Source organism: Ekhidna sp., assembly GCF_040220215.1.
Taxonomy (GTDB): Bacteria; Bacteroidota; Bacteroidia; order Cytophagales; family Cyclobacteriaceae; genus Ekhidna.
Window position 1 is genome coordinate 283,513 of sequence record NZ_JAVJTR010000016.1, and the last position, 17,855, is coordinate 301,367.

Genomic DNA, 17,855 nt, shown 5'->3' on the forward strand with positions numbered 1-17,855 from the left:
ACTGAAAATTATCCCAATGAAACCGCTTCTATATTTTATAACATTGCTTGTTAGCCTTACTTCCTTTTCACAATCCGATCAATGTGAATTCCCAAAACTTTGGAAAGTTGATCTCACCAAGGTAATTGCAACGCAGGTTGTAAAAAATGAGAACGGGGAACGAATTTCAGACACGCTTGATATAGATAGGTTTGTGGGAAAATACAAATTGCCTGATTCTGTAATATTCAATGAAGGGAAAGCATCCGTGTTTTTCTATAAAAATGAAGAAGTGCAAAAAGAGGAAGGTTCGTATAAATTATCTGATAAGAATTTTTCATTCAAAGCCAAAGGAACAAGCTTAACGACAGTAAAATATAAGTTTAAAAAAGATAATGCATCCTGTAAACTTGTTGAGGATGGGATAAACTTTACAACGATTATTAAAGGAGATGATCAAAACTTCGTGTGGATTAGATACTATTTAATTCCAAAGAGTTAAATAGCCAAACACACCTTATCCACCATCTCCTGATATTCTTTCTCAGCTTCACTAAAAGAAGTGATGCCTCCACTACTGCAAAAAATGGGTTGATCTTTTTCTTTCTTGATGAATCAGATCATCACTCCTGTGTCTAAGACTTTTTGTTAAACTTCACTTTAACATTCAAGAGATTGGTTCAATAGCTTCCAATTCTACAGATTTAATCCTTGATTCTTCCTCAATATCATAATCATCCTGAAGGCCCAACCAAAATTTGGGAGTAGTTCCAAAATATTTACTTAACCTAAGTGCTGTATCGGTGGATATGGCTCTTTTTTTCTTGAGAATTTGACTGATTCGTGTTTGAGGGACACCAATGCTCATTGAGAGTTTATAGGCTGATATACCCATCGGTTTAAGGAATTCTTCGAGTAAAATTTCTCCGGGATGTATGTTTTTTAATCTTTCCATTTCAGTGATAATCTAATATTTGTACTTCAAGAGAATTTCCATTTTGCCATTTAAATATGATTCGCCATTGGTTGTTTATTCTTATGCTGTAAAAATCTTTCAGATCACCTTTAAGTTTCTCAAGCCTGTTAGAGGGAGGTATTCTTAAATCTTCCAGGTTCTGTGAGTTGTTTAGCATCCTAAGTTTTCTTCGTCCCGTCTGCTGAGTATCCAAGGGCCATTTTTTTACTCTCTTACCATTCCAAACGCTTTCAGTTTCTTTTGAACCAAAGGATACAGTCATACTAACGTGTAAAATTACTAACGTTAAAGATAAGTAAATGTTTCACAATGCCAAATACACCTTATCCACCATCTCCTGGTATTCTTTCTCAGCTTCGCTAAAGGATGTAATGCCGCCACCGCTACAAAAAAGGAGTTGACCCTTTTCTTTCTTGATAAATCTAATCATCACTCCTGTGTCCAATGACTCACCATCAAAATGACCGCAGATTCCGGTGTAGAAATTGCGTTTGTAAGATTCCACTTGCCGGATAATTTTGATGGTTTCGGGTTTAGGTGCTCCGGAGATTGAGCCAGCCGGAAGAAGCTTTGAAAGAATACTGCCCAGGTTTTCTTTCCAGTTGATTGGTAGTGTGCCTTTCACCTCTGAGCTTACCTGCAAGAGCTTTTTGTCGTTTGTGATTAATTCATCGATGTAACGAAATTTGGTTACTTCCACTTTTTCAGACACCTGGCTAAGGTCATTTCGAATGAGATCGACAATGGTAACATGTTCAGCAGTCTCCTTTATATCATTAAGAATTACTTTTTCTGCATTGGGAACACTTGCATCAATCGTACCTTTCATAGGGTAAGAGTAGATGTGATTTTTGTTAATTCGGACAAAAGTCTCTGGCGAGAAAACCACAAACTGATTGGGAACATGAAGCTTGTACTTCGCTTGTGAATATTGGAAGATTTCTTCCAGACTCAGGTTGGTTTCAATCAGGGTTTCAAAAGTTAGATTAGTGAGAAAAGAATTTCCGATGTTGATTTGGTGGATTACTTGATCGAACGATTGTTTGAATCTCTCCAGGCTTATTGGTTTTTTCCTAAATGTCAACGGCTTTCCGTCGACAGTCAACTGTTGACCTTTAGAAAAATCCGAATCTATCTCCAGTTTAAAATTTTGCTGTCCAGAAGGCTCGATACACCATCTCTCCCCCCAAAAATCACAATAGAAAGAAAACGGCTGACCAACCGCTCCTAGCTCATTCAATCTCGATATTGCCTCATTCTTTGTCAGCATTCACCTTAATACCGAACCTTTTGAGCATTTTTTGTTCGTACTTCCAGAAGAAGTCAAATTGACGAAAAAGGAAGCCGTAAAAAAGCAGGATGACATTGTAGATAGGCAAGATCATCACCCAGTAGGAAATCTGGAACCAGAGGGGTTTAACACCATCTTCAAAAAGTAACTGGATCAACGGCTTTTTTATCAAAACAACAGTTGTACCCGTGCATGCAAAAACCAGCATGATAATTATAAATTGCCAATTGCTTTCCAGGCCCCACTTATTTTTTAATTTTTCAATCCAACTCATTGATAAACGCCTGAAAATCCGGCCATTTTGGTTTAGAAATAACTTTGATTGGTTCTTTTTTTATTGGATGTTCAAATTCCAATTTATATGCATACAGGTCAATACTCTTATCCTGATTTGCTTTTGAAAACCCATATTTCACATCCCCTCTGATAGAGGTATTATTCTCTCGCATTTGGATACGAATCTGGTGCGGCCTCCCTGTTTCAGGTGTGACCTCTAGCAAGGAGATTTTACTATGAGTGGCTAGCATGCGATAGGATAGGATGGCCTCTTTTGCATTACCTTTTGGTTTGCTGTAAGCGTGTGCTTTGTTTTTTTCGTGATCCTTGTCCAGCCAGTGTCTTAATGTATGTTCAGGGTTTTTTGGCACCCCATCTACAATAGCTAAATATGTTTTTGTAATTGTGCGTTCTCTGAACAGCTTATTCATGCGCTCCAATCCTTTGGATGTACGAGCAAATACCACCAATCCACCCACTGGACGATCCAGCCGATGACAGGGTTGACAAAACACGTTCCCCGGCTTATTGTATTTTTTACGAATGTATTCGGTGGCCCAACCGGTGAGTGTACCATCTCCGGTCTCGTCTCCTTGCACCAGCCATCCCGTTGGTTTTTCTACAATCAACAAGTGATTGTCTTCATATTTAATAATCGGCTTTGTCATGAGGCCGCAAAATTAGTGACCTTATGCTCACTATCCTATCGTACGAATGATTCCATTGTTTAGAAAAATAATTTCATGAAAGTTTGATTGATTTAATCATGCTCAGTCTAATTTTATTACTATTTAATTTATACGCTAATGAAAAGAAAACTTAGTTTATTGATTCTGCTCCTTGGTATGTCATTCATTACAGTTTTCACAAGCTGTGGTGATGATGATGGAGTTGACGGTTCGGGAGATCTCATTGATCTCAGCGACGCAAATGCGGTTTCGAACGCAATTAAAATTACCGGAGCAACCAAAATTGACGGTGATCCTCCGTCCCCCTCAAATGATCCTAATGCCCCGGATTTGTATGATGGAGATGATGTATACAGCTCTCCTGGTGGTAAAACTGTAGTTAAGTTAGATTTATCTACAGGGGATGCAGCAGGTATCTATATGCAAGTATCCGGAGCTGACAACTATTTCAAAATCCCAGCCTCTTCATTTACCGGTGGAAGGTTTCCGTTTTCCGGAGGACGTATATCTCAGTCAAGTGGGTCGCCAAGTTTCGAGTTAGAGCTTCCGGACAATATCTCTCCGGGTGAATTCTGCATTGATTTGTGCGTCTACGATGATGAAAATCGGGTTAGTAATATTGTCACCACCTGTGTAGTTATCACTGAAATAGGAGGAGAAGATGGACAGTTTCTGGTGGGGCAGTGGAATATAACGCGAATTGAAGATAGATATGAAGGTATTACTTATACAAGAATCATTGGAGAAGAAACTGAAGAAACTTATCGCTTTGATATGCTTTGTGCTGATGGAGAGACTTATCAGGAGGTAGAAATTACTGAAACTGAGCTTTTCGAGTACATCAATCTAATATTCTCTTCTAATGGTGCCCTAAGATTTAAATCATCCTACGAAAATTCATATTTAGACTATGAAAATTCTACATGTGAAAATGTAGAGTATTATACAGAAAGTGGAATGGAGGATTATGACGGTGTGTGGAGCTATACAGTTGATGATAAGCGCCTAATTTTGGTTATAAACTTTGAGGAAGATGGTCAAATAGATCAAGAGGTCCTTGACTTGAAAATAACTGTAAATGGTGATAATATGACAGCTATTCAGGATTATGGAGGTGGTGATAAATTCACAATAACGCTTGTAAAACAATAAATTCAAAGAGGCTGTCTCAAAGGAATTTGGAATTAATTGATTTGGAAATAGCTTTTAAAAGCTACGAATTAAACATTCACACCCCCTTCAAAGGGTAATTATTCCAGTGAAGTGATTCGACATTTCGAGATTATTTGGGTTTTAATGAATGAATCCCAGTATTAATTCAAATGTATTTTTTGATGTGGCATTTTAAGAAAACACCTTTGAGAGAGCCTCTTTTTATATTACAGCCTTAAGAAGATATAGCATCCTGTCATGTCTATACAGAGGGCTATTAGGATAGAAATTGATGTGATTGATGGAATTATATGATGCTTATCCGCTTCTGGAAATCGTCTTTGTATGATCGACCTATAGGCACTTTCTCATCATTCAGATAAACGTATCCACCCTTAATCATAGTGATCTGATCAATTCGTGTCGCAAAGGATTTATGGGTTCTTACAAATTGAGCTTCCGGAAGTTTGCTCAGGATGGCCTTCAATGTTTGGCTGGCGATGATCTCTTTGGAGGGTGTTACTATTTTGGTATAGTTACTTTGAGCTTCCAGATACACAATATCATTTATTTCCAGTTGAATAGTTCCGGATTTCTCTCTTAAAAAAATAGAGACATTTTCTTTAATGTGATCGGCTTTATAGAGTGCCATTTCCACATTAATCTGGATATCATGTTTGTTAAAGGGTTTCAGCAGATAAGCAAGTGGTTGAGTAACTTTTGCACGCGCTACAGTGGAACTATTATAGTATGAGGTAATAAAAATAAACGGAATATGAACTTCACTATTAATGAAGTGCGCTAAATCAACACCGTCTTTATCATCAGATAGGTTAATGTCAAGTAACGCCAGCTCAAAATTTTTCTCTTTTAAAATCTCACGAGCATCATCATAGCTCAATGCAAGTGAAACATCTTTAATCCCTATGTCCTCTAGAATATAACTAAGGTCTTTAGCGATCAGGGGCTCATCTTCTACGATCAGAATGCGTTTCTCCATCACACGAGTTTATACTTGTTGATGTTTAGAATTGTTGAAGTGCCCTTATCTGAGGTGATTTGTAGGGTTGCTTTTAGTTTCAAAGCGAGTGAATCTATCAAGACCATGCCAAATGATTTTTCAGAAGACTCGCCACTAGAACCCACCCCATTGTCAGTGACAGCAAGATGTAGCTGTTTGTTTTCTTCTTTTAATTTGATTGAGATTGTACCTTCCGATTCATTAGGGTAAGCATGTTTCAGTGAATTACAGATGAGCTCGTTTAGGATCAGGCCAATCGGAATTATGGTGTCAACATCAATGGTCAGGTCTTCCACGTCATACTTAAACTCAATGGTTGAATCAGTGCGGTAAGAATTTTTCAATATTTCAGCTAAATCCTCAATGTACTCCTTTGCATTTACACCGGAAAGATTGTTTTCCTGATAAAGTTTCTGATGGATTAATGCCATTGATTCTACTCGGGATTGGCCTTCGTTGACGGCTCCAAGGGCATTCTTGTCAGTGATAAACCGTGACTGCATGCTCAGAAGACTGGAAACAACTTGAAGATTGTTTTTCACGCGGTGATGGATCTCTTTTAACAGGGTTTCTTTTTCAGCTAATGACTTTGAAATGATGGCATTGGCTTTTGATTTTGATCTAAATAGGATATAAAGCATAATTGCACCCATTACCACCAAAGCTGAAATCAAAAGGAGTACATTTCGTTGGTTTTTTGATTGTTGTTGCTGAATTTGAAGCTGGGCTATCTCATTTTCCTTTTGTTCAGCTTGATATTTTTCCTCAAGCTCACTCGTTATCCGAATACGCTCATTGCTGGTAATGGAGTCATTGTCTGCTAGGTATTTGGTGAGATATGAATAGGCTTTTTGATAGTCCCCTTTTTTATCAAAAAGTTCAGCTGCAATTTCATTTCTCTTTTTTCTAAGGTATTGGTCATCATAGATAGTAGCTAAATCTTCGGCTTCAATTAAATAATTCTCTGCTTTCGTATAATTACCTAGCTCCCTCCAAACGATGATCATTCCATTTAAATTTGATAAAATACTATGATTATCACCAACTTGCTTGAAAGCCCGAATTGCTTTATTTAAATAAATCAGTGCACTATCGTATTTGTATTGGTATATGTAGTTGTTTGCCAGAGCTTCGTTTATTGCTCTGATTACTTCTCCATTCTCATCTTGAAAAACAGCTATTTTTTCACCTCGTTTTAAATAGCGAAATGCTTTTTCCCACTCACCATATGTATTAGCAATAGCGGCCAGATTAATAAGCGATCTCGCAACTCCAAGTGAATCTCCCAGTGCGGCATCAATGTCAATACTCTTTTTATAATACTCAAATGATTTTTCAGTATCTCCATTATAATAAAAGAGGACCCCAAGATTGTTATAGGTTTTAGAAAGCTCAGCCTGGTTGTTATTGGTTTCATAAAATTTTGCGACATCAAGATAAAGGAGGGCTGATTCTTCAACTTTTCCTTGAATATCATATACAATAGCAAGCATGCTCTTTGCTTTAGCTATTTCGTCTGGGAGGTTTCTTTCCTTCGCTAACTCCAAGCCTCTTAGACCATAGTATTCTCCAGAGTCAATGTCCGAATAAGCAAATTCCCACGATAGATCAAGAAGCAATTGCTGTTTTTCTGCTTGAGAAGATCCCTCTAAGCTATTTCTTAAACTATCAATTAATGTTTGATTTTGTGCAAAGACCAGGCATGCGCCTATTGTAAAAAAGAAGGTATGGATATATTTCACTTTTCTCAGATAGAAATCTGAGTCAAATTAGTGAATACTAGACAATTCAGTCTGTCTAAAACTCACTAATAAAGTGAAATTCAATATCAGGGAAGTTGTCCTGTACCATTTGCAACCATGCCTTAGATTCTGCCATAAAAACCAACTTTCCTTCCTTATCCCTGGCAATATGTCTTTGCTTGTCTTTTATAAAAGAATCAAGTTTTAATTTATCAGCAGAGCTTATCCAGCATGCTTTATAGATATTGACCGGCTCAAATTTGGCATTGGCGCTGTACTCATTTAGAAGACGGTGCTGAAGTACTTCGAACTGAAGTGCACCTACCGTGCCGACCACCTTTCTTGACCCAAGTTCAAAAGTGAATAGCTGAGCTAACCCTTCATCCATTAACTGATTCAATCCTTTGTCTAGCTGCTTGGATTTCATGGCATCCATGTTGATCACCTCACGGAACATTTCCGGAGAGAATGACGGAATTCCTTTATATAGGCCTTTTTCACCTTCACTTAATGTATCACCAATTTTCAGGTTTCCGGTATCATAAAGACCTACAATATCCCCAGGAAAAGCTTCTTCCACTGTTTCCTTTTGCTGAGCCATGAATGCAGTAGCATTTGAGAACCGAATTTGCTTATCCTGTCGCACATGGTAATAGTTGCTACCTCGCTCAAATTTGCCTGAACAAACCCGAACGAAAGCAATTCGGTTTCTGTGTTTCGGGTCCATGTTTGCATGAATCTTGAAGATGAATCCGGAGAATTTTTTCTCTTCCGGGCTGATCTCACGTTCTTCGGTCTCTCGAGGCTTAGGTGGCGGGGCAATTTGGGTGAAGCAGTCAAGCAACTCGCGAACACCAAAGTTATTAACTGCACTACCGAAGAAGACAGGAGCAACTTCACCTTTTAAGTATGTTTCCGAATTGAATTTATCGTATACGCCATTCACTAACTCAATCTCCTCGCGAAGTTCTTTTACCAAACTTTCCGGCAATCTTTTATCTAATTCGGGATCATCAACCCCTTTAATCTCAACCACATCGTTTACTCGTTTTTGCTTATTCGGCTCGTACAAGTTGAGGTTGTTTTCATAGATGTTATAAACACCTCGGAGCGATTTACCCATCCCAATGGGCCAACTCATCGGGCGTACTTTGATATCCAGCTTTTCTTCTATTTCATCCAAGAGAGTGAATGCATCCTGTCCTTCCCGGTCAAGCTTATTGATGAAGCATATTACTGGTGTATTCCGCATTCTACATACTTCCATTAGCTTCTCAGTCTGCTCCTCTACGCCTTTTACACAGTCAATCACCATGATTACACTATCAACTGCAGTTAGCGTTCGATAGGTATCTTCCGCAAAGTCTTTGTGGCCAGGAGTATCCAGGATATTGATTTTCAAATCTTTGTATTCGAACCCCATTACGGATGTGGCGACTGAGATACCTCTCTGCTTCTCAATGTCCATCCAGTCGGAACGAGTACCCATGTCAATTTTGTTAGACTTCACAGCTCCGGCTGTTTGGATAGCTCCACCAAAAAGAAGGAGTTTTTCCGTGAGGGTTGTTTTACCCGCATCGGGGTGAGCGATGATCCCAAAAGTTCTACGTCTGCCTATTTCCTGCTCCAGCGTCATATTGATCGAAATTGAAGCGCAAAATTAGGCAATAGGAGGGAGCATCTGATATTCCGTAAAAAGAATGATGGGCAGCCGAAAGATTAGAGATAAATTTCAGTTAGAAAACTTACCAATGGATTCAATAAAAAAGAGAAATGCCGAATACAGAAGTGAACTATTCAAACATCTGGATGGAATAGCCATTGCTCCTGTAGCATTCGAACTTTATTCAAAAGGGGTCTTTAATCCGATATTGAAAGGTGAATCAATAGACCTTCAGGAACTCAGCGATCTTTTTAAAGCCAATGATGGATATCTGAATGTTGCACTGAGGCTTATGGCCTGTCAGGGCTGGCTTGAATACAATGTTGACAATGACACCCAGAAAGTGACGATTGGCACCAATGCTAAAAGTGAGATCGCTTTTGCTAACCTAAGTCATTATCGGGATGTAATGGAGTTGATGAAATTCTCTGCCCAATTCCATCCCCGGAAGTTTGAAAAAGAGCCATTTGAGGTTTGGAACCGGATCGCTAAAAAGTTTATGAATGGATACTTCCCGCTTGCTGAAAATTCAAATGAACAGAAGATTCAGAAACAGATATTAAAGCACATAGAAGGTGTCCTTGTAGGCCCAAGTGCCGTACAATTGGGAATGGGAGGTATGTTTCATAAATACTTTATGGAGATGTCCTTTAGCCCAGCCGAATATCATCAGGACCCTGAAAGTTTCGAACAGATACTTGATTTTTTTACCTATCTCGGTTGGTTCGAAAAGAAAAACACAACTTATAAATTCACCGAGAAGGGCTTGTTCTTTGCTAAGCGATCTTCTGCTTATGGGGTGACGGTCTCTTACATGCCTACCTTCCGAAATCTGGATGAGCTGATTTTTGGGAATCCGGAGATTCTGAAAGTAGCTGCCGGTGAAAAAGAGAAGGGAGTAGATCGTGAGATGAATGTGTGGGGCAGTGGCGGAGCACACGTCGCATACTTTGAGAAAGTCGACAATATCATCATCGATTTATTCAATAAACCTATTGCTGACCAGCCGAAGGGAATTCTGGATATGGGTTGTGGAAACGGTGCTTTTCTGATCCATATCTTCGATGTGGTTTATCACAAAACCAAGCGAGGCAAGATGCTGGAGGAGTACCCTTTATTTTTGGTTGGTGCTGATTACAATGAAGCTGCACTTAATGTAACTCGCGAGAACCTTATCAATGCAGATGTGTGGGCAAAGGTGATTTGGGGAGATATTGGGAATCCGGATCGATTAGCTGCTGATTTAAATGAAAAGTATGAAATGGATCTGGGTGACTTGCTCAATGTCCGAACTTTTCTGGATCACAACCGAATGTGGGAAGATACAGACGAGAAAATCGATATCAACAGTATTTCTACAGGGGCTTTTGCATCAAGGGGACGATTGCTAAGCAATAATCAGGTGGAGGCAAATCTGAAAGCACACCTGAATAAGTGGCAGCCTTACATTGAAAAGTTTGGTTTAATTATGATTGAGCTACATGGCCTGGACCCGAAACTTACCTCGGCTAATATTGGCAAGACGGCAAGTACCGCATATGAAGCCACACATGGATTTTCCGATCAATACATCCTGGAATTGGATAGCTTCGATAAAGTGGTAAAAGATACTGGCCTTACTGTGGATTTGCAACATCGCACCAAATTTCCTAATTCAGAATTGGCCACCGTAAGTATTAATTATTTAAAATAATGAGAAAACCATTTCGATACGTCCTATACATCATGGTTGGTTTTCTGATCTATCAGGTCATAGATTCCGGAGAAGCCGGATTCACGCATAAAGAGGTGAAGAATACTTTGGTTATTGCCATGATTGCTGTTTTTGTATTGCTTTTGATAGTCAGAGTGATCAAGAGTAGGTATGATGATAGGGATGGGGAAGAGTGAGTTTGGCCGAAGCGTTCCCCCATTATGTCAGCATATCCCATGGGAGGAGGATCAGTAGAAGTCGAGACTTGGGATCTAAATAAATTGCCAGGATATCTAGACCTGATGGAAGCGGTACCTTGTAAAGCGAACAGCCTGCCTTTGTAGGCAGACAGGCAGAGATATCAGTTGATGTGAAAAACTGCCAGTTCTCTTCTAACATCCCCCTCCAATCCCTCAATCCAACCACACCCTCGAATCGTCGAACCGTCTTCAAAGGGGGAATTGATGCCATTAATTCACCATTTTGGCAAGAAATAATAAAAAGCCACTTTGTGGCTCTGCCAATGTGTCACAATTCTTCCTTTGGCACATCCATTGATAATTCAAAGGCGAAACTTGAATTAACGAACAAATAGATAAATCATAGTAATGGGAAAAATTATTGGTATCGACTTAGGAACTACCAACTCTTGCGTGTCCGTAATGGAAGGTAATGAGCCGGTAGTAATCCAAAACAGTGAAGGAAGAAGGACAACTCCATCAATCGTTGCATTTCTTGACGGTGGAAAAGGAGAAAGAAAAGTAGGTGATTCGGCTAAAAGACAAGCCATCACCAATCCTCAGAATACGGTAAGCTCTGTGAAGCGATTCATGGGTAAGAAGTATTCTGAAGTGAAGGAAGAAATGAAAAATGTCTCTTACGGACTGGAATCAGGAAGTAATGACACTGTGCGAGTGAAGATAGGTGATAGAAAATATACTCCACAGGAGATTTCTGCAATGATTCTGCAAAAAATGAAATCTACTGCGGAAGATTTCCTTGGACAAGAAGTGAAAGAGGCGGTTATTACTGTACCGGCATACTTCAATGACTCTGAACGACATGCGACTAAAGAAGCGGGACAGATTGCAGGACTTGATGTAAAAAGAATCATTAATGAGCCAACAGCTGCGGCATTGGCTTACGGTCTTGACAAGAAAGACAGAGATATGAAAATCGCGGTGTATGACCTTGGTGGTGGTACATTCGATATTTCAATTCTTGAGCTTGGTGAAGGCGTATTTGAAGTAAAGTCAACGAATGGTGATGTGCATCTTGGTGGTGACGACTTTGATGCAGTGATCATCAACTGGTTAGCAGAAGAGTTTAAAAACGATGAGGGTATCGATCTAAGAAAAGATCCAATGGCACTTCAGCGATTGAAAGAAGCTGCGGAGAAAGCGAAGATTGAACTTTCAGGATCTACTGAGACAGAGATTAACCTTCCATATATCATGCCGGTAGACGGTGTGCCTAAGCACTTAGTAAGAAAATTGACAAGAGCAAAATTCGAGCAACTGGCTGACGATTTGGTAAAAAGATCAATGAAGCCTGTAGAGTTGGCATTGAAAGATGCGGGCATGTCTACTTCAGATATTGATGAGGTGATTTTAGTAGGTGGTTCTACTCGAATCCCTAAGATTCAGGAAGAAGTTGAGAAATTTTTCGGCAAAAAGCCTTCTAAAGGTGTGAACCCGGATGAAGTAGTAGCGATTGGTGCTGCGATCCAGGGTGGTGTATTAACCGGTGAAGTGAAAGATGTATTGCTTCTTGACGTAACTCCACTTTCTCTAGGTATCGAAACCATGGGAGGTGTGTCTACGAAACTGATCGAGTCTAACACGACCATTCCTACGAAGAAGTCTGAGACATTCTCGACTGCTGCTGACAATCAGCCGTCTGTGGAGATCCACGTACTTCAGGGTGAGCGACCAATGGCAAAAGACAACAAGTCGATCGGTAAGTTCCACCTGGATGGCATTCCGCCGGCACCAAGAGGTGTACCTCAGATTGAGGTGACCTTCGATATCGATGCGAACGGGATCCTGAATGTAAGTGCGAAAGACAAAGGAACCGGTAAAGAGCAGAAAATCAGAATCGAGGCATCATCCGGATTGACTGATGAGGAAATCGAAAAGATGAAGCAGGAAGCTGAAGCAAACGCGGAGGCGGACAAAATAGCCAAAGAAAAGGTTGAGAAAATCAACCAGGCTGACTCGCTGATCTTCCAGACTGAGAAGCAGTTGAAAGAGTTTGGTGATAAACTTTCTGAAGGCAACAAAACAGCTATCGAAGGTGGCTTGACAAAACTGAAAGAAGCACACGGTAAGCAAGACCTTGCAGCGATTGATGCGGCAATGGAAGAGCTAAACACTGCATGGCAAAATGCATCTCAGGAGATGTATGCTGCTCAGGGTGGTGCTGAAGGTGGACCGGAAGCTGGCGCAGCAGGGGCTGATGCCGGAGATGCTAAAGCTGACGATGAAGTATCAGACGTTGAGTTTGAAGAGGTAGAGGAGGAGAAGAAGTGATAAGCCGCAAGGTTTAAGCTTCAAATTCCAAGTTTACCCTGGATATAGATAAAGCCCTTCTCGAGAAATCGTGGAGGGTTTTTTATTGGGTTTGTTTAATTAGTTAACTGGTAGATTAGTGAATTAGTAATCTTAGACTTGCTGATTGAAGCTTAAACATGTATCTAACGGGTAGGGTAAAAACCTGAGTCACCGTCATAATAGTGTAATCACTTAATGACAGCCCTATGCAAATCTATTTATGGTACAATGAAGAAAAAGGAAGGTATGTAATCAGCTGGTCCAGCGAGTTTCAGCTTTCGCACGATCAGGTTTTGTATTCGTTTGATCAGCAGCAATTATCCCTTTCGCAAAAGATTGCCAATAATCTTAATCAGTTAAGATAACCTAGTTTTAATTTTAGTAATAATAATTTTTTTTTTGATCGGGTGGATTATCGTTAAACCGTCATTCCGGTTTTCGAAGAATGAGAAATACCGGAATCTTCCGTAAAGAGATGAAGATTCCTGAATCCTTCCTCCGTCAGTCTCAGGAATGACGCTAATGTAGATGAGAGATGCTTCGTGCCTCAGCATGACAGCACGGTAATAAGTTCGGAGTTCTCCGTACCTACCTACTATCGACCCACCACACACCCAAAAAAGAAATTAGCACTGCATTAAAATCGGAGGTGTCATCCTGAACCTGCCTACCTGGAAAGGCATGCGAAGTGAAGGATCTTTGTTGATTTGGATATTGTAATCTGTCGTCATTCCGGTTTTGGAGGTACGACAATACCGGAATCTATTAGGGTAAAAGAAGATTCCTGAATTCCGCTTTGCTACATCAGGAATGACGTTCTAAAGAAAACACATAGGAGTTTGAAACATCCCACTTGTTCTATCTCAAACTCAAAACCTATGAAACCAACACTACTTTTAATCGCAACTATTCTTCCGTTTTTGGTGGAGCTTGTTTTGGTTTGGAAGCGGGTTTCTTCTCCTTCACTTCTTTAGCCATCTGTTTTATTTCTTCAGGGGATTTTCCTTTAAGATACTCCGGTAGCTGCATTCCTGCCATATCAAACATTTCTTGAAGTGGAGGCACGGATTTATATAGTCCCGAAATGAAATTGGCCGTTGAGGTACGCTCACCTTCACCATTGCCACTGTCCCATACCGTCACCTTATCAATCTTAATATTCTTAATTGCTTCGGTTTGTAGACGAACAAGCTCATCCATTTTGTCCGCTATAATGAGGAGTACGGCATCTTTCGAATTCTTACCGGCAGCCTCAACAATTTGTTTGAAACCTTCCGCCTGCTTCGTCAATACCTCATAGATACCTTTCGCTTCTGCCTGTTTCTTAAATAGAATAGCATCAGCTTCTCCTTTTGCAATTCTTCTAATATTCTCTGCTCTTGCCTCTGCATCAATCTCCACTTTCTCTTTATCAATTCTGGCAGGCACTACAATGTCAGCTGTCTGGCTTGCCTGATCACGCTCCGCTCTGGCTTTCTCTGCTTGCTGTTCTGCCGCATATGCCTCTTCCAATGCTTTAGCACTTTGCACTTTCTCAGCAGCAATAGCCTGTCTTTGAGCTTCAGCTTCTCGTTCCCTTCGTGTGGCATCCGATTGAGCAATGGTGATTTTCGCAAGGTTTTCTCCTTCTACTGCGGTAGCATCTGCTGAGGCCACTTTCACGCGCTGCTCTTGTACAGCATTCGCTTCTCCAATAGATCCATCTCTGTCTTTCTCTGCAACACTCTTTCTTGCATCATTGATTGCTTTTGCAGCTGCTTCCTTCCCCAGCGCCTCAATGTAACCTGACTCGTCCTTGATATCCGTAACGTTTACGTTAATCAGCTTCAGGCCTATTTTCTTCAACTCAGCTTCTACATTGTTAGCGACATTTGCTAAAAACTTATCCCTATTGTTGTTAATTTCTTCGATATCCATGGTAGCCACTACCAATCTGAGCTGTCCGAAAATGATATCTTTTGCCAGATCATGGATGCTAGGTTGGTCCAAACCAAGTAGGCGCTCAGCCGCATTGGTCATGATTCCTTCTTCCGTGGAGATACCTACTGTAAACCGGGATGGAACATCCACCCGAATATTTTGCCTGCTTAATGCATTCGTAAGCATCACTTCAATAGAGATAGGGGTCAAATCCAAAAACTCATAGTCCTGGATGATCGGCCAGATAAAAGCAGCACCCCCGTGAATACATTTTGCGGAAAGTCCTGCATTATCAGCTCCTTTGCCCACTTTTCCATACACAACAAGTATGCGATCCGAAGGACATCTTTTATAACGCTGAAACAGTCCAATGAGGATGACAAAAATGAAGACTACAACGACTCCAATAATGATGATAAATGAACCTGACATTTATTTTGATTTAGTGATTAGTAAAACATTGTCACCGATAATATCTGTGACTTCTATGACAGTTCCAACGGGAAGATCTTCCTTATCATCGGAAATAGCCTCCAGCTCGCGTAAGGATCCCTGAACTTTTATTGAAACTCGTCCAATATTTCCTCTTTTTGCGGAGACAGGAAGGTAAACTTCACCGACCTTACCTATGGCATTTTTAAATGACATGGTGCCACTGTCTGTGAGCCGGCTGAAATAATAAAAGATGCTTCCCATGATAACCATCATCAAAATTCCGGCTGAAACTGAAATAATGAGCGTAAGTCCCAACGTATAATCAGAATCTAAACATGCTACCCCTGTCCAGGAGAAAATAGTAAAGAATGCGACGAAATTTTTTAGTGTGAAGAACTGAAACCCAGCACCGTCATCCATTTCTACATCAAAGTCAGCACCACCGTCTGTGTCAAAGTCTCCTCCGATAAAAGTGAGAATTGTTTGTATTATGAAAATAAGTGTAGATGGAATAGCGAAAGCCCAGTAAATTTGCTGGATCAGCGACATTGATTCCCACCATTCTGAAAAACTAAAATCCATAAGAAAAAATTTAGGGTTGAAATTAACGCATTTTGGCAATCTAAAGAGCAGATATAAAAAAATAGTCAATGAAACTAACCATCAAGACACTTTTCGGATTTGAAGACATACTGGCAGAGGAGGTAAAGGCTCTCGGGGGAGAAAAGATCGAAAAAATCACAAGAGGTGTCCAATGTGAAGGGAACCCTGCCTTTTTGTATCGTGCGAATCTTTCGCTGCGAACGGCCATGAAGATTCTTGTTCCGATTTACAGTTTTCAGGCAAGGAATGAAAAGCAGCTATACGATAAAATGATGGAGTTTGACTGGTCCAACTTTCTGGATGTAGATCAGACGTTTGCGATTGATCCGGTGATCTTTTCAGAAGTTTTTACCCACTCTAAATATGTGGGATTGAAGGCGAAAGATGCCATGGTTGATCAGTATAGGAACAAATACAGAAGGCGTCCTTCAATAGATACCAGCAACCCTGATGTACTTCTCAACATCCACTGTGCAAATGATTTTTTCACCGTTTCCATGGATAGTTCGGGGGCTGCATTAAATCAGCGCGGTTATCGTGAGGAGGGGCATAGAGCACCCATGAATGAGGTGCTTGCAGCCGGTATGGTTATTTTATCAGGCTGGGATAAGAAATCACCTTTGGTCGATCCCATGTGTGGAAGTGGTACAATTCTGACAGAGGCAGCCATGATCGCAATGAACATGGGTCCGAACCTGAAACGCAAAGAATTTGGCTTTAGAACCTGGCCTGAATACAGCCCTATCCTTTTTAATAATGTGAAGAATGAGGAACTGAATAAAATGCGAAAGCCAAGCTTGGATTTGACGGGAATTGATATTGATGATAGTGCGGTAACACTTGCTAGAAAAGCGCTTGGAAAGATTGGATTACGCAGGGAAGTAAAGATCAAAACCATGGATTTTCGGAATTTTAAACCGATCAATGATAAAGGCATCATCATTACAAACCCTCCGTACGGTGAACGTATTGGAGATGACATACTCGAGTTTTATAAAGCAATGGGAGATGCTTTCAAACAGAATTTTGTGGGGTATGATGCCTGGCTCATTAGTTCTAATAAACAGGCCTTAAAACAAATTGGATTGAAGGATTCGGAGCGAATCAAGCTTTACAACGGGAAGTTGGAGTGTGATTTCTGTAAGTATGAGTTGTATTGAATATTAACCACGGAGAGCGCAAAGAAAATCACAGAGAACACTGAGATTTCTTAGCAAAGTTGCTCTGCTCCCTTGGCGATTAATCTCCGTTTTCTCTGCGGTTAAGCTAAAATTTCAACCTCACCAACTTTCCTTTCCCAACCTCACTAGTTACAATGATGATTAAATTGGAATAGTCGTTATCATCAAACTGCTGAAATCTTTCTTTTCCAAGTAGTGCATTAGCAAGTTCAGGAATTGTATTGGAGTGGCCGCAAATCACAATTGTACCTCCCGCGTGTTTTTTAAGTGCACCTGAAAGCCATTTTGCTCCTGCAAAAGGATCGTAATTTTTCACCTCCATTCCTTTATCCCTTCCAATGGGTGTTAGGGTAGTTTCTGTCCTAATAAAAGGGGTGCTGTAGAGTGCATCAATCTCTTGATTGGTTAATAAAGCAGCTAAATCATTTGCTCGTTGAAGTCCGGCTTCAGTTAGTGGTGGGTTGTCGGTTCCATCATTTGCTTTCTCCGCATGGCGTACCAGAATAAATGTAGTTTGGTCTTGTGCATATATCGTGATCGCACAAGTGAGGAGGAATGTGGTTAATAACTTTTTCTTCATCGATAGCATCAGTTTAGGTGCGTCATCGCGAGTGAAACGAAGCGATCTCATAGATGGAGATTGCTACACTTGGCTCGCAATGACTCATCTTTATAAATATTA

At 40.3% G+C, this 17,855-nt stretch carries 19 protein-coding genes; 7 read left to right on the forward strand and 12 right to left on the reverse strand.

The window, feature by feature from the left end; all coding sequences use genetic code 11:
• Window positions 1-16: 16 nt before the first annotated feature.
• On the forward strand, window positions 17-481 hold the full coding sequence (locus RIC88_RS09880; RefSeq protein ID WP_350217379.1) for a hypothetical protein: 465 nt from the start codon (window positions 17-19) through the stop codon (window positions 479-481).
• A gap of 165 nt (window positions 482-646) precedes the next feature.
• Here RIC88_RS09880 and RIC88_RS09885 read toward each other — a convergent pair whose 3' ends face one another.
• Genes RIC88_RS09885 through RIC88_RS09905 form a run of 5 tightly spaced genes read right to left on the reverse strand, consistent with a single transcriptional unit; the run spans window position 647 to window position 3,190 of the window.
• On the reverse strand, window positions 647-934 hold the full coding sequence (locus RIC88_RS09885; protein WP_350217380.1) for a HigA family addiction module antitoxin: 288 nt from the start codon (window positions 932-934) through the stop codon (window positions 647-649).
• Window position 935: 1 nt separating this feature from the next.
• Window positions 936-1,217, reverse strand: coding sequence for a type II toxin-antitoxin system RelE/ParE family toxin (locus RIC88_RS09890; RefSeq protein ID WP_350217381.1), 282 nt, complete (start codon window positions 1,215-1,217; stop codon window positions 936-938).
• A gap of 42 nt (window positions 1,218-1,259) precedes the next feature.
• Window positions 1,260-2,225, reverse strand: a complete 966-nt coding sequence (locus RIC88_RS09895) for an aminodeoxychorismate synthase component I (protein ID WP_350217382.1) — start codon at window positions 2,223-2,225, stop codon at window positions 1,260-1,262.
• The gene (locus tag RIC88_RS09900) at window positions 2,209-2,520 is read right to left on the reverse strand and encodes a DUF6787 family protein (RefSeq protein ID WP_350217383.1); all 312 of its coding nucleotides are present in this window, start codon (window positions 2,518-2,520) and stop codon (window positions 2,209-2,211) included. Before RIC88_RS09900 ends, RIC88_RS09895 begins: the two co-directional genes overlap by 17 nt.
• Window positions 2,507-3,190, reverse strand: coding sequence for an RluA family pseudouridine synthase (locus tag RIC88_RS09905; protein ID WP_350217384.1), 684 nt, complete (start codon window positions 3,188-3,190; stop codon window positions 2,507-2,509). The genes RIC88_RS09900 and RIC88_RS09905 overlap by 14 nt, the downstream gene beginning before the upstream one ends.
• A gap of 138 nt (window positions 3,191-3,328) precedes the next feature.
• Here RIC88_RS09905 and RIC88_RS09910 point away from each other — a divergent pair, with 138 nt between their 5' ends.
• On the forward strand, window positions 3,329-4,363 hold the full coding sequence (locus RIC88_RS09910) for a hypothetical protein (protein ID WP_350217385.1): 1,035 nt from the start codon (window positions 3,329-3,331) through the stop codon (window positions 4,361-4,363).
• A gap of 307 nt (window positions 4,364-4,670) precedes the next feature.
• Here RIC88_RS09910 and RIC88_RS09915 read toward each other — a convergent pair whose 3' ends face one another.
• From RIC88_RS09915 to RIC88_RS09925, 3 genes are read right to left on the reverse strand one after another with little or no spacing between them, the layout of a single operon-like run.
• Complete coding sequence (locus tag RIC88_RS09915) at window positions 4,671-5,363, reverse strand: LytR/AlgR family response regulator transcription factor (protein WP_350217386.1); 693 nt, start codon at window positions 5,361-5,363, stop codon at window positions 4,671-4,673.
• Window positions 5,363-7,126, reverse strand: coding sequence for a sensor histidine kinase (locus RIC88_RS09920; RefSeq protein ID WP_350217387.1), 1,764 nt, complete (start codon window positions 7,124-7,126; stop codon window positions 5,363-5,365). Before RIC88_RS09920 ends, RIC88_RS09915 begins: the two co-directional genes overlap by 1 nt.
• 55 nt (window positions 7,127-7,181) lie before the next feature.
• Entirely contained in the window at window positions 7,182-8,762 is a 1,581-nt protein-coding gene (locus RIC88_RS09925; RefSeq protein ID WP_350217388.1) for a peptide chain release factor 3, read from the reverse strand.
• A gap of 115 nt (window positions 8,763-8,877) precedes the next feature.
• On the opposite strand from RIC88_RS09925, the gene RIC88_RS09930 reads away from it, so the two are divergent.
• Both RIC88_RS09930 and RIC88_RS09935 read left to right on the forward strand, forming a co-directional pair.
• On the forward strand, window positions 8,878-10,482 hold the full coding sequence (locus RIC88_RS09930; RefSeq protein ID WP_350217389.1) for an AprA-related methyltransferase: 1,605 nt from the start codon (window positions 8,878-8,880) through the stop codon (window positions 10,480-10,482).
• The gene (locus tag RIC88_RS09935; protein WP_350217390.1) at window positions 10,482-10,679 is read left to right on the forward strand and encodes a hypothetical protein; all 198 of its coding nucleotides are present in this window, start codon (window positions 10,482-10,484) and stop codon (window positions 10,677-10,679) included. Before RIC88_RS09930 ends, RIC88_RS09935 begins: the two co-directional genes overlap by 1 nt.
• A gap of 22 nt (window positions 10,680-10,701) precedes the next feature.
• On the opposite strand, the gene RIC88_RS09940 is transcribed toward RIC88_RS09935, so the two are convergent.
• Window positions 10,702-10,953 (reverse strand): hypothetical protein, encoded by a 252-nt coding sequence (locus tag RIC88_RS09940; RefSeq protein ID WP_350217391.1) that lies wholly within the window; start codon window positions 10,951-10,953, stop codon window positions 10,702-10,704.
• Window positions 10,954-11,090: 137 nt separating this feature from the next.
• Here RIC88_RS09940 and dnaK point away from each other — a divergent pair, with 137 nt between their 5' ends.
• Window positions 11,091-13,013 (forward strand): molecular chaperone DnaK, encoded by a 1,923-nt coding sequence (dnaK, locus tag RIC88_RS09945; RefSeq protein ID WP_350217392.1) that lies wholly within the window; start codon window positions 11,091-11,093, stop codon window positions 13,011-13,013.
• Between the two features lie 227 nt (window positions 13,014-13,240).
• Window positions 13,241-13,399, forward strand: coding sequence for a hypothetical protein (locus tag RIC88_RS09950; RefSeq protein WP_350217393.1), 159 nt, complete (start codon window positions 13,241-13,243; stop codon window positions 13,397-13,399).
• A 541-nt stretch (window positions 13,400-13,940) separates the two neighbouring features.
• Here the strand turns inward: RIC88_RS09950 and RIC88_RS09955 are convergent.
• A complete protein-coding gene (locus tag RIC88_RS09955) occupies window positions 13,941-15,386 on the reverse strand; it encodes a flotillin family protein (protein WP_350217394.1) in 1,446 nt (481 codons plus the stop codon).
• The gene (locus RIC88_RS09960) at window positions 15,387-15,971 is read right to left on the reverse strand and encodes a hypothetical protein (protein ID WP_350217395.1); all 585 of its coding nucleotides are present in this window, start codon (window positions 15,969-15,971) and stop codon (window positions 15,387-15,389) included. It lies immediately after the preceding gene.
• 68 nt (window positions 15,972-16,039) lie between these two features.
• Here RIC88_RS09960 and RIC88_RS09965 point away from each other — a divergent pair, with 68 nt between their 5' ends.
• Complete coding sequence (locus tag RIC88_RS09965) at window positions 16,040-17,152, forward strand: THUMP domain-containing class I SAM-dependent RNA methyltransferase (protein ID WP_350217396.1); 1,113 nt, start codon at window positions 16,040-16,042, stop codon at window positions 17,150-17,152.
• 106 nt (window positions 17,153-17,258) lie between these two features.
• Here RIC88_RS09965 and RIC88_RS09970 read toward each other — a convergent pair whose 3' ends face one another.
• Entirely contained in the window at window positions 17,259-17,753 is a 495-nt protein-coding gene (locus RIC88_RS09970; RefSeq protein ID WP_350217397.1) for a SixA phosphatase family protein, read from the reverse strand.
• Window positions 17,754-17,855: the final 102 nt, after the last annotated feature.